Raw genomic sequence first — 14,163 nt, forward strand, 5'->3', positions numbered from 1 at the left:
ACACCAATTATTATTAGAGAATGATAAACAGAGAATTGATTAGAACTAAGGTAGTTCAGTTAACCTACGCCTACTACCAAAACGGCAACAAGAACATGGAGAATGCTGAAAAGGAGTTGTTGTTTAGCCTCTCCAAGGCTTATGACCTTTACAACTATCTGTTGCTGTTAATCGTCGAGATTTCAAGAGAGGAAAGACGTCGATTTGATATTCTCACAGCTCGTGCGGAGCGTGAAGGCACAGACAAACCATCCAACAAATTTGCTTTTAACAAGTTCGCCATCCAACTCGAGGAGAACAAGATGCTCAACGCTTTCCTGGAAGACAAGAAGCTCACCTGGGAAAACGACAAGGAGTTTATCCGCGGCAAGTGTAATCAGATAGAGCAGAGTGAAGTATATAAGGAATATATGGACAGCGATGACGATTCTTATGAGGCTGACCGTGAAGTGTGGCGCAAGCTCTATAAGATGCTCATTCAGGACAATGCCGAGCTCGATGCCATTCTGGAAGAGAAGAGTCTCTATTGGAATGACGACAAAGAGATAGTAGATACCTTCGTGCTGAAGACCATCAAGCGCTTCGACCCTGCCAACAAGGGCAACCAGGAACTCCTGCCCGAATACAAGGACGAGGAAGACCGCGAGTTTGCACGCAAGCTGTTCCGCGCTACCATCCTCAATGCCGATACTTATCAGCGCTATATGAGCGAGGCCAGTCACAACTGGGATTTCTCGCGTCTGGCGTACATGGATGTGGTCATCATGCAGATAGCCATAGCCGAGATGATGACTTTCCCCAATATCCCCATCAGCGTTACCATCAACGAATTTGTGGATTTGGCAAAGCTCTACAGTACACCCAAGAGCGGCAGCTACATCAACGGTATGCTCGACGGCATAGCCCGCCATCTGGTCAATACCGGCAAGCTGCTCAAGCCCATCGAGCCTGCCCATCGCAACGGTGGCAAATAATAATAGAAGAATCGTAACAACAATCAAAACATAAGAATAGACTAATATGAGTACACTTATCTTAGCTGCCCAGGGCCAAGGCGCCGGAGGCGGTATGGGAATGATTATTATGCTGATAGCCATGTTTGTAATCATGTGGCTGTTTATGATTCGCCCACAGCAGAAGAAGCAGAAAGAAATACGCAACTTCCAGAACTCGCTGCAGGCCGGCGACCACGTGGTAACCGGTGGTGGCATTTATGGCACAGTAAAGAATATCAATCTGGAGAAGAATACGGTAGAGGTAGAGATTGCCCGCGGCGTGAACATCGTAGTCGATAAGAGCTATGTATTCGCCGATGCCAATTCTCCCATGCGCCAGGCATAAATGACGAACCTGAACCGTAATATGGCACATGTCAAGAACTTCTTGTTCGGCTTCGTCAACAAGGAGTTCTTGATTTTTTTGTTCTTTCTCGCGCTCAGCGGCACATTCTGGCTGCTGATGACGCTCAACGAGAGCTATGAGAAAGAACTCAAGATTCCCGTGTACCTTACCAATATACCCAAGAACGTAATCATCACGTCGCAGAGCACAGACTCTATCACGGTAACGGTAAGGGACAAGGGATTCTCCCTCTTGGCCTATATGACCAACAAGCAGAAACCCATCAACTTCAATTTCGAGGCGTCGGCCAACAAGGTGGCTGGCAAGGGCGTCATCACCTCGGGCGACATGATCAAGGCTGCATTCAACCAGCTGTTTGGCTCGTCGCGCGTCACTGGTGTGAAGCCCGACCGCATCGAGTATTTCTTCAATTATGGCGAGTCCAAACTTGTTCCGGTCAAGCTGGTAGGAAAGATTGAGCCCGAGAAGGCTTACTATCTTGCCGGCAAGAAGGTGATGCCCGAAAAGGTGACTGTGTATGCCCGCAAGGACATGCTCGACAGCATCAAGTATGTCACCACGGCCGATCTGAACATCGTCAATTTCAATGATACCGTCGAGCGGGTGGTGGAGTTGAAGCAGGTCAAGGGAGTCAAGACAGTGCCGGCGACGGTCAAGATAGTGCTCTATCCCGATATCCTCACCGAGCAGACCATAGAGGTGCCCATCACGGCAGTCAATATGCCCGAGGGCAAGGTGCTGCGCACATTCCCCTCCAAGGTCAGGGTGAGATTTTCCATCGGAGCCAGCATGTACCGCAATGTCAAGGCCGATCAGTTCAAGGTGGTGGCCGACTACAACGAGCTGCAGGCCCATCCGCAAGACAAGTGCATGCTCCATCTCAAGGCTTATCCTCACAATGTGTCACGATGCCATCTGGTCAGCCAGAAGGTTGACTATCTCATCGAACAGCAATGAAGATAGCTATCATAGGAGGTATAGGAGCCGGCAAGTCCTATGTGTGCCAGCGGCTCAGAGCCCGTGGCATCGCCGTCTACGACTGCGACAGCGCCGCCAAGAGGCTCATGGCAGAGTCTCAAGCTATCCGCGAAGGACTTATCTCTCTGGTGGGCCCCGGTGTCTATAGCCAGGGACAGCTCCGCAAGGATGTGCTGACAGAGTTTCTGCTCCAGAGCGAGGCCAACAAGCAGGCGGTCAATGATGTGGTTCATCCCGCAGTGGCTGAGGACTTCATGGCTTCGGGCTACGACTGGCTCGAGAGCGCCATACTCTTCGACAGCGGATTTGACAGGCGCATAGCGTTCGACCATGTGATATGCGTCACCGCTCCAGAGCCCCTGAGAGTGGAGCGCATCATGGCGCGCGACCATGTGAGCCGCGACAGAGCACTCGAGTGGATACGCCGGCAGATGCCCCAGCAGCGTATGGTCGAGTTGAGCCACTATGTTATCGTCAACGACGGTGTGCAGGATATAGACATTCAAATCAGTCAGATTAATAATAATATAAACAGATTATAAAGAAAACAATGGAAACAATTCTTTCGATTTCAGGCAAGCCAGGTCTCTACAAGCTGGTTTCGCGTGGTAAAATGAACTTGATAGTAGAAACCCTTGACGACGCTCACCGTCGTATGCCGGCTTTTGCCACCGACCGCGTGACCAGTCTGGCCGATATAGCCATGTACACCGATGCCGAGGATATCCCTCTGTGGCAGGTGCTCAAGAATGTAGGCGAGAAGGAGCAGAGCAAGCCTTGCTCTATCCATTACAAGAAGGCCACAAGCAAGGAGCTTCGTGCCTATTTTGCCGAGGTGCTGCCCTCTTACGATGAGGAGCGTGTACACGACAGCGATATCCGCAAGCTCATCCAGTGGTATGACATCCTCGTCAACAACGGCATCACCGATTTCGAGGCCGTGCTCGCTCCCACCGAGGGCGACAACGTGGATGACCGCGCCGAGTAAAGATGTATATATACAATAAGGTGTATCTCTCGCCTGTAGGCTGAGGGGCGCACCTTATTTAGTTTTAATCAATAGGAGGAAAACAACAATGAGAAAAATCATGATCACCCTCGTGGCTGCTTTTGCATGCACTGTAGCAGCTATGGCACAGGATGTAGAGTTCAAGGTTTCAGGCGTAGTGCCCCAGGGCACCGTCAAGGCAATGGCCGGCGAGTATGGCCGTGGCAAGACGATTTATACCGACAGCGTATGCGCAGGTGGCAAGTTCGCCATCGCCGGCAAGGCGCCCAAGGATGCCATCGTCGCTGTGGCAGTCTTCACCAAGGACGACCGCAACCTGATGTTCTTCATCAACGATGGCACTCCGCTCGCACTCGACTATACCAAGAACGAGTACAAGGGCTCTGCCCTCAACGAGCGTGTCGCCGCATTCTGGGTTTATATGAATGACTGTATGTCCAAGCAGTACAGCATGGATAGAGAACTGAAGGCTGGCAAGGCCACTCCCGAACGCCAGAAGGAGTTGGAGGCCGAGTTGAAGCGTCTTGACAATGAGAGCAATGAGGTAATCTATAAGTTCTATCGCGACAACCGCGACAATGTGCTGCCTGCCGTCATCGGCTTGGAGTATTTCTACTCGTTCGACTACGACCATCTCAAGGAGTTCTGCGACCCCGCCACCGCTTATTTCAACCATCCCGCTATGATGCAGGCCAAGAGCAAGCTGGCTGGACTCGAGAAGCGCCGTAACGGTCTTACCTTCCACGACCTCACCATGCAGGATATGGACGGCAAGACTGTCAAACTGAGCCAGTGGGTTGGTCAGGGCCAGTATGTACTGGTAGACTTCTGGGCATCATGGTGTGGTCCATGCCGCCGCGAGATGCCTACCGTGGTAGAGGCTTACAATCGCTACCATGCCAGCAAGGGCTTCAATGTCGTAGGAGTTTCGTTCGACGACAAGCTCGACCGTTGGAAGGACGGCGTCAAGCAGTTGGGTATGGCTTGGCCTCAGATGTCAGACCTCAAGGGCTGGAAGTGTGCTGCCAACGAGGTCTATGGCGTAAGCTCTATTCCGAGCAATGTGCTCGTTGACCCCCAGGGCAAGATTGTGGCTTCCGACCTGCGTGGCAAGGAACTGCTGAACAAACTCAAGGAAATCTACGGCGAATAACCATTCGTCACTACCGATAGCGTCAAGGGCGTGCCGGCGACAGAGAGTCATCTGTCTGCGGCACGCCCTTTGTCGTGGCAGCGGGGCGGTGTCCTGCAGCTATGGCAAACGCACGAGATAGTGAGACCCTTGCCTCTGGCGCCAGCCCCAAAGTCATCACGTTGGCGCCAGCGACGATAAAAAACAGCGCGCTTGCTTTGTTTTCTCTTTGGTTTGTAGTAACTTTGCATCATTAATTAATTACAGATATGGAAATGACCAAGACACCTCTTCTCGGCATGACCCTCTTGGAGCTCAAGGAAGTGGCTCGAGCATTGGGGATGCCTGCTTTTGCCGGCGGACAGATGGCCAAGTGGCTCTATCAGCGTCAGGTGAAAAGCATAGACGAGATGACAGATATATCCAAGGCCAACAGACAGAAGCTGGCCGAGGCCTACGAGATAGGAGCCCGTGCGCCCATCGACGAGCAGCGCTCGGTCGACGGCACAGTCAAGTATCTCTTCCCCACAGCCGAAGGCAAGTTTGTGGAGACGGTATATATTCCCGACCACGACCGCGCCACGCTCTGCGTGTCGTCACAGGTGGGATGCAAGATGAACTGTCTGTTCTGCCAGACGGGCAAGCAGGGCTTCGAGGGAAGCCTTACTGCCACCGATATACTCAACCAGATATACTCGCTGCCCGAGCACGACACGCTGACCAACATCGTGTTTATGGGCCAGGGCGAACCGATGGACAATCTCGACAATGTGCTGAGAGCCACCCAGGTGCTCACCGCCGACTACGGTTATGCCTGGAGCCCCAAGCGCATCACGGTGTCTTCGGTGGGAGTGCGCAACAAGCTGAAGCGCTTCATCGAGGAGAGCGACTGCCATGTGGCGATAAGCCTGCATGCGCCTACCCACGAGTTGCGCAGCCAGCTGATGCCTGCCGAGCGGGGTATGGGCATCGAAGAGGTCGTTGAGCTGCTGCGCAACTACGACTTCTCCCATCAGCGCCGCCTCTCGTTCGAGTATATCGTCTTCGACGGAGTCAACGACAGCATCGAGCATGCCCAGCAGATTATCACGCTGCTCAAGGGGCTCGACTGCCGCATCAACCTTATCCGCTTCCACCAGATACCCGAGGTCAACCTGCGGGGAGTCGACGACTCGCGCATGGAGGCGTTCAGAGACTATCTTACCGGTCACGGCGTATTTACCACCATCCGTGCCAGCCGCGGACAGGACATCTATGCCGCCTGCGGACTGCTGAGCACCTCGAAGAAGATAGAAGAGATAAGGCACGAGTAGACACATATTAATATTATATATATGAACGACAACAGACGAATCCGTGTGGCCATCACCCACGGCGATACCAACGGTATCGGATATGAACTTATTTTTAGAACCTTTGCAGAGCCAGAGATGCTCGAGCTCTGCACCCCCATCATCTATGGGTCGCCCAAGGCAGCCGCCTTCCACCGCAAGGCCCTCGGCCTGGAGCCCACGGGCTATGCCGTGATAAGCCATGCCAGTGAAGCCAAGGACGGCAGGGTAAACCTGGTGGCAGTGACCAACGATGAAATCAAGGTCGAGCTGGGTACACCGAGCGAAGAGGCGGGCCATGCTGCGCTGATGGCGCTCGACAAGGCGATGGTAGACTATAACGACCACCTCTTCGACGTGCTGGTGACAGCCCCCGTGAGCGCTGAGAGCATGAAGCGCGCCGGGTTGGACTTCCGCGGACAGATGCACTACGTAGCCGAGTGTTTCGCCGAGCATGCCCAGGCGATGAACATACTCGTCAACGACCGTATGCGCATCGGACTCATGACCGACAATGTGGCTGTCAAGGACATAGCCAACGCCATAACCCGCGAGACGCTGACAGAGACTATCAAGAACTTCGCCCAGACGCTGAAGCGCGATTATCGCATCTCCAATCCACGTGTGGCAGTGTTGGCCCTCAATCCCGAGCCCGGTACCGAAGAGAAGGAGACCATCAAGCCCGTCATCGAGGCGCTGGCTGAGCTGAAGGTCAATGCCTTTGGTCCCTATACCGCCAACCACTTCTTCAGCAACAGCATGTACGACTGCTTCGACGGCATTCTGGCCATGTATCACGACCAGGGTATGGCGCCATTCCTGGCACAGACGCCCGAAGGTGGGGTAGAGATAGCTTCCGGTTTGCCACTGGTGTGTGTGCAGCCCTTGCAGGATGCGTCGTTCGACATCGCAGGCAAGAACGAGGCCGATGAAACCGCTCTGCGCCAGGCTATCTATCTGGCCATCGATACCTATCGCAACCGCGCCATGTACGACGAGCCGCTTGCCAATCCGCTCCCTAAGCTCTATCACGAGAAGCGTGATGAGAGCGAGAAGGTAAGATTTGCCATTCCCAAGAAGCACGAGAACAGCGGCGCTGACAAGTAGAAGATGAAGAGCAGATACAAGAACGCCTTCCTGGTCTTTGGACTGGTGGTGCTGGCCGTGATGGTGTCACAGTTGGACTTTGCCGAAGTGTGGCGCGGACTGCAGCGGGCAGGCTACTGGTTTCCAGTGATTTTGGTATTATGGGCGTTGCTGTATCTGCTTAATACCGCCTCTTGGCTTACCATCATCCGTAGTCAGCAGGGCGACAGCCGCAATGTCAAGTTTGCCTGGCTCTACAAGCTCACCGTGTCTGGATTTGCCCTCAACTACGCTACGCCTGGCGGACTGATGGGTGGCGAGCCCTATCGCATCATGGAACTGGCACCGAGGATAGGCACAGAGCGCGCCTCGTCGTCGGTGATACTCTACGCCATGACCCACATCTTCAGCCATCTCTGCTTCTGGCTGCTGTCGGTGGTGCTCTTTGTAGCCCTTTACCCCGTAGATCTGCCCATGGCCATCATGCTGGCGGCGGTCACTGCGGGATGCGGACTGGGCATCTGGTTCTTTCTCAGCGGTTATCGCCGTGGACTGGCCAACAGGCTGATGGCGCTCCTGCGTCACATACCGCTGCTCAAGTCGAGGGTAGGGCGGTTTGTCGAGACCCACAAGACCCAGCTCGACGCCATCGACATGCAGATAACGGCTCTCCACGGCCAGCGTCCGGCGTCATTCATACTGGCGGTAAGCCTTGAGCTGGCTTGCCGCATACTTTCTGCGCTCGAAATCTACTTCATCCTGCTCGTCCTCACGCCGTCGGTGAGTTATGGAGCCTGCATCCTTATACTGGCATTTACTTCGCTGCTTGCCAATCTGCTCTTTTTCATGCCCTTGCAGCTTGGTGGACGCGAGGGAGGATTCCTGCTCTCGACCACAGGTCTGGGCATGACCGCCAATGCCGCCATCTTTGTGGCGCTGCTGGTGCGTCTGCGCGAACTGGTGTGGACTGGCATCGGACTGATGCTAATCAAGGTGGCAGAGGGCAGGAAAAATAGTTATAAATAGTTAAAGCGCTATGGAAAAGCGCTTTATTCCATAAGAAATCACTAACTTTGCACTCTAAATATTACGATTTAGCGTGAAAATTATAGAAGTGGTTAATGCCCTTGAACGATTCGCGCCTCTGCCTTTGCAGGAAGACTATGACAATGCCGGCTTGCAAATAGGATTGACAGAAGCGGAGATTTCAGGGGCTTTATTGTGTCTTGACGTGACCGAAGAGACCGTGGATGAGGCCATCCGCAAGGGCTGCAACCTCATCGTGTCGCATCACCCGCTCATCTTCCGTCGGCTGCGGCGTATAGCGGGCGAAGATATGGTGCAACGCGTTGTGGCTAAGGCTATTGTCAATCACATTGCCATCGTGTCGATGCACACCAATATGGATGCCGCACAGGGTGGAGTCAACTTCAAGATTGCCGAGAAGATGGGGCTCTGCCACGTAGGTTTCATCGGCAAGACCCGCCAGGTCGAGGCTCATGGCGCATCGGCAGATGCCGACGCCATGGTGGCAGGTGGCGAGGGCGTGATGGGCGAGTGGGACGAGCCTATGGCTGCCGACGATTTCATCCAGATGCTCAAGCAGACATTCGGCGTAGAGTGTGTCATGGCCAACCAGTTGCTGCGCAGGCCCATACGCAAGGTCGCGCTGTGTGGCGGTGCCGGCGCATTCATGCTCGACGAGGCCATAGCCCGCGGTGCCGACGCCTTTGTCACAGGCGAGATGAGCTATCACCAGTATTTCGGCCACGAGCAGGAGATACAGATTGCCGTCATAGGGCACTATCAGAGCGAACAGTTTACGACAGAAATATTCAAAACAATCATAGAGGAGCAGTGTGAGGGTGTGAAATGCGAAATTTCGGCCATCGACACCAATCCCATCATTTATTTTTAATACGATTATGGTAAAAAAATCACCTACTGAATTGACCGTAGAAGAGAAGCTGCAGGCGCTCTATCAGCTGCAGGTTACTCTGTCGGCTATCGACGAGAAGCGCGCATTGCGCGGTGAGTTGCCTCTGGAAGTACAGGACTTGGCCGACGAACTCGAAGGTCTCAAGACCCGTGTGGAGAAAATCGAAGGCGACATCAATGAGTTCCAGAGTGCCGTGACTGCCAAGAAGGGCGAAATAGCCAAGGCACAGGCAGGTATCGAAAGATACAAGGAGCAGCTCAACGACGTGAAGAACAACCGTGAGTATGACACGCTGACCAAGGAAATTGAATTCCAGTCGCTCGAGGTGGAACTCTGTAACAAGAAGATAAAGGATGCCATCATTCGCATCGACGAGAAGAAGAAGGAACTCGAGCAGACCAAGGAAATCATCGCCGACCGCACTGATGCATTGGCTGAAAAGCGTGGCGAGCTCGACGAAATCATGCAGGAAACTCGCGACGACGAGGAGAAACTCAAGGCCAGAGCCCGCGAGCTCGAGGCTAAGATTGAGCCCCGTCTGCTGGCAAGTTTCAAGCGTATCCGCAAGAGTGCCCGCAACGGTCTCGGTATCACCGTAGAGCAGCGTGATGCCTGTGGCGGTTGCAACAACAAGATTCCACCACAGCGCCAGATAGATATCAAGATGCACAAGAAGATTATCGTATGCGAATATTGCGGTCGTATCATGATTGACAGCGAACTCGCAGGCATCAAGAAGGAAGTGGAGGAAAAGCCCAAGAAGCGCGCTACCCGTAAGAAGAAGACTGAGGACGCAGAGTAATCTCCTGTCGTCATTCATAACCATAACAATCCCTATCCGCAAGCAGCAGATAGGGATTTTTTGTACGCTCAGCAGCATTGTCTGACGGGAAAGCCCCTGGGTAAGCCCAATTCTTTAGCAGACAGCAATAGTGATGGGCATACCTGATGAAATATCAAAGCCGTTTCAGACTGATTGCTGAAACGGCTTTGAAGATATTTGGAGTTTTGATGATTTCCCTAAACTACCATCCACCACCCAGTGCCTTATACATCTTGACCATGGTGATTTGCTTGTCGCGGATGGCATTGCTCAGTCCTATCTGGGCATCGAAGTAACTACGCTGGGCGTCGAGCACATCCAAGTAGCCAATGACACCGTTGATGTACTGCAACTGCGCCAGTTCCATAGTCGCCTTTGAGGAGCGTTCCAGCTCGCGGCGCGACTCGTAGATTTCCTTGATTTTGTTGAACTCAACGATGGCGTTGCGGGCATCCTTGAAAGCGCTGAGCACAGCTTTTTCGTATCCATAGCAGGCCTGCTCGTAGGCTGCTTTCTGCGCTTTCAGCATGGCGCGGTTCTTGCCCATAGCGAAAAGCGGACCCAGCAGGTTGGCGCCGAGGTAGTGAATGGGCGACTTGAAGAAGTCTGACATTTGCTTGCTCTCCAAACCGTAATTGGCTGTGAGGGTGATGCGTGGAAAGAGGTTGGTAAATGCCATACCCACGGCAGCGTTACTGGCAATCAGGCGTTGCTCGGCTTCACGCACATCGGGGCGCCGTTCCAGCAGAGTGGAGGGGAGACCCACTGGCAGTGACTCGGGCAACTTCACTTCTTCGGGAAGAATGGAGCGGTGTATTACCTGCGGATATTCGCCAGCCAAGAAGGCGATGTCGTTCTCCTTGACAGAAATCTTACGCTCTAACTCGGGCACCAATGTGGCTGTACGGGCGTATTCCACCTCTGCTTTGCTGGAGATGACCTTTGCGTTGCTGGAGATGACCTCTGCGTTGCTGGAGATGACCTTTGTGCTGCTGGAGATGACCTCTGCGCTGCGGGAGATGCTATGCAGTGATGTTGGAGGTCAGTTTGGTGGGCATGGAGATGATGCTCCGTGGCGCCGGGATGATAGCTGCCGGCTCGTGTCGGACGGCACGGATGCGCGTCTTGTCCGATGCGGACACACGTTTCATACGATGCGGACTCACGTGCCTTACGATGCGCGTCGGCCATGACCATCACGGCGGTACTGTCTTAGTCCTCCGATTTGGGCAATGTCATTACGCGATTTTTGGGCTTGGTTGGCGCGGTAATGGAGATAAAAACTGTCAAGAAAAATTACCGCTGTTTTCTTGCCGTTTTGTCATAAATTTTCATAAGTGGGAATGTCTTCAAAGAAGATGTACTTCTGACTGTCCGAATCCAGCTTGCAGCAGTAGTGGGAGAGGCCGTTGCTCACCACCAGATAGTCGGCTTTGAGCAGCAGGTTGTAGGCAAAGATCTGGTCAAAGGTCTGCTGGGTTATCTTGATGTGCGGGGCTTTGTACTCGACAATCATGCGTGGGCTGAGTTGGGTGGAGTAGAGCACGCTGTCGGCCCGCAGCGTCTTGGAGCCAATCTTCAGCTTGACCTCGTTGGCAAGCAGCGAGGCAGGGTAGCCCTTGGACTCTATTAAATAATGTATAAAGTGCTGCCGTACCCACTCTTCGGGAGTGAGCGCTACATATTTGCGGCGCAGAATGTCAAAGATGGTGGGCTGGGTGGGCGTTCCTCCCATGCGTACATCAAAAGGGGGCAGATTTAATTGCATATTCTCTGATTTTTTAATGGTTTGTAGAGTGGTAAACGGGGAAAAAAAACAATTTGTTTTGTATTGCGCCCGATTTACATTACCTTTGTAGGTGAATGAGAGGGCTCGCGCTTTCATACAAAGGTAGTGTAAACCTGTGGAAATAACAAACAAATCGGTTGATTTATTTTCGGGGCGACGACTGCTGGACAAGAAAGCCGAAAAGCTGGGCTCTACGATAGCACAATCATTAACGACGCTGCCGGGTGCTGCCATGCGCCTTGTGGGGTCAGAAACAACCGATTATGGCAGTAAAAGAAACAGGAATCACTTATGAAGCCGTGATGCGCGACCTGGTGGCGCAGAATTTTGCGCCAGTCTATCTCTTGATGGGGGATGAACCCTATTTTATAGACAAAATCTCGGCGTATATCGAGGAACATGCGCTGCAGCCCGAAGAGAAAGACTTCAATCAGGTGGTGGCGTTCGGCTCGGATATCACCGCTCCGCAGGTGGTCGACTTGGCCCGCGAATTTCCGCTGATGGCTTCGCGTCGCGTGGTCATCATCAAGGAAGCGCAGGGCATGAAGAGTGGCGACGGACTGGAGAAGTATCTTGCAGCCCCGGTGTCTTCGACCGTCCTGGTGCTTTGCTACAAGGGTGGCAAAGCCGACAGGGGAGTGGTCGCCAAGGCCAAAGCCAAGGGTGTGGTCTTTGAGAGCAAAAAGAAGCGCGACTACGAGTTGCCGGCATTTGTCGAAGGATATGTCAAAATGCAGAAGGCGGTCATCGACCACAAAGCGGCTGCGATGATAGCCGACCATGTGGGCTCCGATTTGGCACGCCTCACCTCAGAGGTAGACAAGGTACTCATCTCTCTTCCCGAGGACAACCGGCAGATTACTCCGGAAGTGGTGGAGGAACAAATTGGCATCAGCAAAGATTTCAACATCTTCGAATTGAAAAATGCGGTGGTCGCCAAGGACGTTTTCAAGGCCAACCAGATTATGAATTATTTTGACAATAATCCCAAGGCTGGTTCGCTGTATGCAGTCGTGCCTCTGCTCTTCAATTATTTCCAAAATCTGATGATTGCCTTCTATGCTCCCGAGCGAACCAATGAAAATTCGGTGGCGTCGTTCTTGGGATTGAAGTCTCCTTGGGCGGCAAAAGAGTACATCTCTGGCATGCGCAATTACAATGCGATGAAGGTAATGCAGATTATCCACATGATAAAAAGTGTCGATGCAAGGAGCAAAGGTTTGGGCAATGTTTCGGCTACGGCTTCCGATTTGGCCAAAGAACTTCTGTTCTTCATAATGCACTGATTTCCGTTTTTTCATACCATCATTATAGCATCAAAAATGGGGCTTCGGCCCCCTTTTTGATGCCTTTTTTGACCGTTTTTGCCACTATTTCGCCCTGAAAACGCGGTTTTTGGACTTTTCTGGGCCGTTTTTCGCAAGTTTTTGAACCACTATTTTTTAGCCTTAAACGGCTGAAAATTATCTATTTAGGCAGAAATACCCTCAAAAATACTCGCATATTTGCAAACGAGCTGGACAATGGCTCGAAATATGCGATTTATTTGATTTTTTCGGTCATCAGGGTGGTCGCAAAGGCTGTCTTAACTTTTATTATCATATTAGTTTGTAAATCTAAAAACATAAACTAAACAGCAGAAGTTAATGAATATACATTTGAATATTATGATATTTATCGCAATGAATATCACGGGTGATTTAGATATGAATATTAATATGTAAAACATTCACAACTACAAACCTAACGCATATTTATGCACCGCCAAAAATCAGCGCAAAACCTATGAAAAACAGCGATTATTTGCGATATATTAAATCATTTTATGCCAAAAGACGCCATTACTATGCACCGGAACCGCATTAAGCGCTGATTTAGATGCACATGTTAATATGTATCATACTGAGAACCAATCTAAAGACAGTATTTATTCAAGTGAATTACATATATGTAAACATGGGAACTAATATAGATTTATGAATATTAATTCCGGTATCAACAAAGGTAAATCAGATTTCAATAATCTTAATTTCTGATTTAATAATCACAATCATAAAATATCCTTTACTTTTGTTGTTTGTTCTAAAAAAATGCTTTAACTTTGTAAAACGTATAAAAATGGCCATTTTTGGCCCTCTTAAACCCATTAACAGAAAATGAAGGACAGAATTAAGCAGATTATGGAAGCCCAGAGGTTGACGCAACAGGAGTTTGCCAACACCCTCGAGTTGTCTCCCGCCACCCTCAGCAGCATCTTCAATGGTCGTACCAACCCTACCCTTAACATTGTCGACGCGATAAAGAAAAAGTTTCCTGCCATCTCTACCGACTGGTTGATGTTTGGCAGCGGTTCGATGTATGGAGACCATTCCGGCGACATTACTCATGGTCATGACTCCGCTCCCGATGGCGGTGAACAGGTTATCGATTTCGGCGATGCCCCTCAGACGGCTCCCACCCCATCGGCTGTCAATCGTGCCCAACAGCAGGGTCAACAGCCCACTGCTGTAGTGATGAAAAATATTTACAAAGCTCAACGCAATATCACCGAAATTCGTATCTTCTACGATGACCAGACCTGGGAAACTTTTGTACCCAAAAAGTGATTATTCGCAAAATAATAAGTAATTTTGCAGCATATAATTATATGTACGCGCGTGAGACGCCTGACGGCGTCTTCACGTGTCATCATCAAATTGCAGTGTTACTTATAA

15 protein-coding genes and 1 pseudogene are annotated in these 14,163 nt (G+C 51.5%); 13 read left to right on the plus strand and 3 right to left on the minus strand.

The window, feature by feature from the left end:
* Positions 1–20: 20 nt before the first annotated feature.
* The 11 genes from nusB to CIK87_RS04745 all read left to right on the plus strand — a co-directional run bounded on the left by nusB (position 21) and on the right by CIK87_RS04745 (position 9,639).
* Positions 21–974, plus strand: a complete 954-nt coding sequence (nusB, locus tag CIK87_RS04695; RefSeq protein ID WP_094385929.1) for a transcription antitermination factor NusB — start codon at positions 21–23, stop codon at positions 972–974.
* Positions 975–1,020: 46 nt separating this feature from the next.
* Positions 1,021–1,341, plus strand: a complete 321-nt coding sequence (gene yajC / locus CIK87_RS04700) for a preprotein translocase subunit YajC (RefSeq protein WP_022310798.1) — start codon at positions 1,021–1,023, stop codon at positions 1,339–1,341.
* Positions 1,342–2,319, plus strand: coding sequence for a YbbR-like domain-containing protein (locus tag CIK87_RS04705; RefSeq protein WP_022310797.1), 978 nt, complete (start codon positions 1,342–1,344; stop codon positions 2,317–2,319).
* Positions 2,316–2,882, plus strand: a complete 567-nt coding sequence (gene coaE / locus CIK87_RS04710) for a dephospho-CoA kinase (RefSeq protein ID WP_094385931.1) — start codon at positions 2,316–2,318, stop codon at positions 2,880–2,882. The genes CIK87_RS04705 and coaE overlap by 4 nt, the downstream gene beginning before the upstream one ends.
* A gap of 8 nt (positions 2,883–2,890) precedes the next feature.
* A complete protein-coding gene (locus tag CIK87_RS04715) occupies positions 2,891–3,328 on the plus strand; it encodes a DUF5606 domain-containing protein (RefSeq protein WP_022310795.1) in 438 nt (145 codons plus the stop codon).
* Between the two features lie 88 nt (positions 3,329–3,416).
* The gene (locus CIK87_RS04720) at positions 3,417–4,502 is read left to right on the plus strand and encodes a TlpA disulfide reductase family protein (RefSeq protein ID WP_254046125.1); all 1,086 of its coding nucleotides are present in this window, start codon (positions 3,417–3,419) and stop codon (positions 4,500–4,502) included.
* 248 nt (positions 4,503–4,750) lie between these two features.
* Complete coding sequence (rlmN, locus tag CIK87_RS04725) at positions 4,751–5,794, plus strand: 23S rRNA (adenine(2503)-C(2))-methyltransferase RlmN (RefSeq protein ID WP_094385933.1); 1,044 nt, start codon at positions 4,751–4,753, stop codon at positions 5,792–5,794.
* Positions 5,795–5,815: 21 nt separating this feature from the next.
* On the plus strand, positions 5,816–6,919 hold the full coding sequence (locus tag CIK87_RS04730; protein ID WP_094385936.1) for a PdxA family protein: 1,104 nt from the start codon (positions 5,816–5,818) through the stop codon (positions 6,917–6,919).
* Between the two features lie 3 nt (positions 6,920–6,922).
* Complete coding sequence (locus tag CIK87_RS04735; RefSeq protein ID WP_094385938.1) at positions 6,923–7,924, plus strand: lysylphosphatidylglycerol synthase transmembrane domain-containing protein; 1,002 nt, start codon at positions 6,923–6,925, stop codon at positions 7,922–7,924.
* Positions 7,925–7,997: 73 nt separating this feature from the next.
* Complete coding sequence (locus tag CIK87_RS04740; RefSeq protein WP_094385940.1) at positions 7,998–8,816, plus strand: Nif3-like dinuclear metal center hexameric protein; 819 nt, start codon at positions 7,998–8,000, stop codon at positions 8,814–8,816.
* 7 nt (positions 8,817–8,823) lie between these two features.
* Positions 8,824–9,639, plus strand: coding sequence for a zinc ribbon domain-containing protein (locus tag CIK87_RS04745; RefSeq protein ID WP_094385942.1), 816 nt, complete (start codon positions 8,824–8,826; stop codon positions 9,637–9,639).
* Between the two features lie 223 nt (positions 9,640–9,862).
* Here CIK87_RS04745 and CIK87_RS04750 read toward each other — a convergent pair.
* From CIK87_RS04750 to CIK87_RS04760, 3 genes and pseudogenes are all read right to left on the minus strand, one after another.
* Positions 9,863–10,588 (minus strand): annotated as a pseudogene (locus CIK87_RS04750) (TolC family protein); the annotation flags it as partial.
* Positions 10,589–10,682: 94 nt separating this feature from the next.
* Positions 10,683–10,811 carry a hypothetical protein gene (locus tag CIK87_RS14725; protein WP_256388294.1) on the minus strand — a complete coding sequence of 43 codons (129 nt, stop codon included), beginning with the start codon at positions 10,809–10,811 and terminating at the stop codon, positions 10,683–10,685.
* Positions 10,812–10,981: 170 nt separating this feature from the next.
* Positions 10,982–11,428 (minus strand): type I restriction enzyme HsdR N-terminal domain-containing protein, encoded by a 447-nt coding sequence (locus CIK87_RS04760; RefSeq protein ID WP_094385946.1) that lies wholly within the window; start codon positions 11,426–11,428, stop codon positions 10,982–10,984.
* Positions 11,429–11,712: 284 nt separating this feature from the next.
* Between CIK87_RS04760 and holA the strand changes: the two genes are divergently transcribed.
* Together holA and CIK87_RS04770 are read left to right on the plus strand one after the other, a co-directional pair.
* Positions 11,713–12,735, plus strand: coding sequence for a DNA polymerase III subunit delta (gene holA, locus CIK87_RS04765; protein WP_094385949.1), 1,023 nt, complete (start codon positions 11,713–11,715; stop codon positions 12,733–12,735).
* Between the two features lie 870 nt (positions 12,736–13,605).
* Positions 13,606–14,055, plus strand: a complete 450-nt coding sequence (locus tag CIK87_RS04770; RefSeq protein WP_094385951.1) for a helix-turn-helix domain-containing protein — start codon at positions 13,606–13,608, stop codon at positions 14,053–14,055.
* Positions 14,056–14,163 lie beyond the last annotated feature (108 nt).

This window comes from Prevotella sp. P5-64 (genome assembly GCF_002251285.1).
Lineage (GTDB): Bacteria > Bacteroidota > Bacteroidia > Bacteroidales > Bacteroidaceae > Prevotella.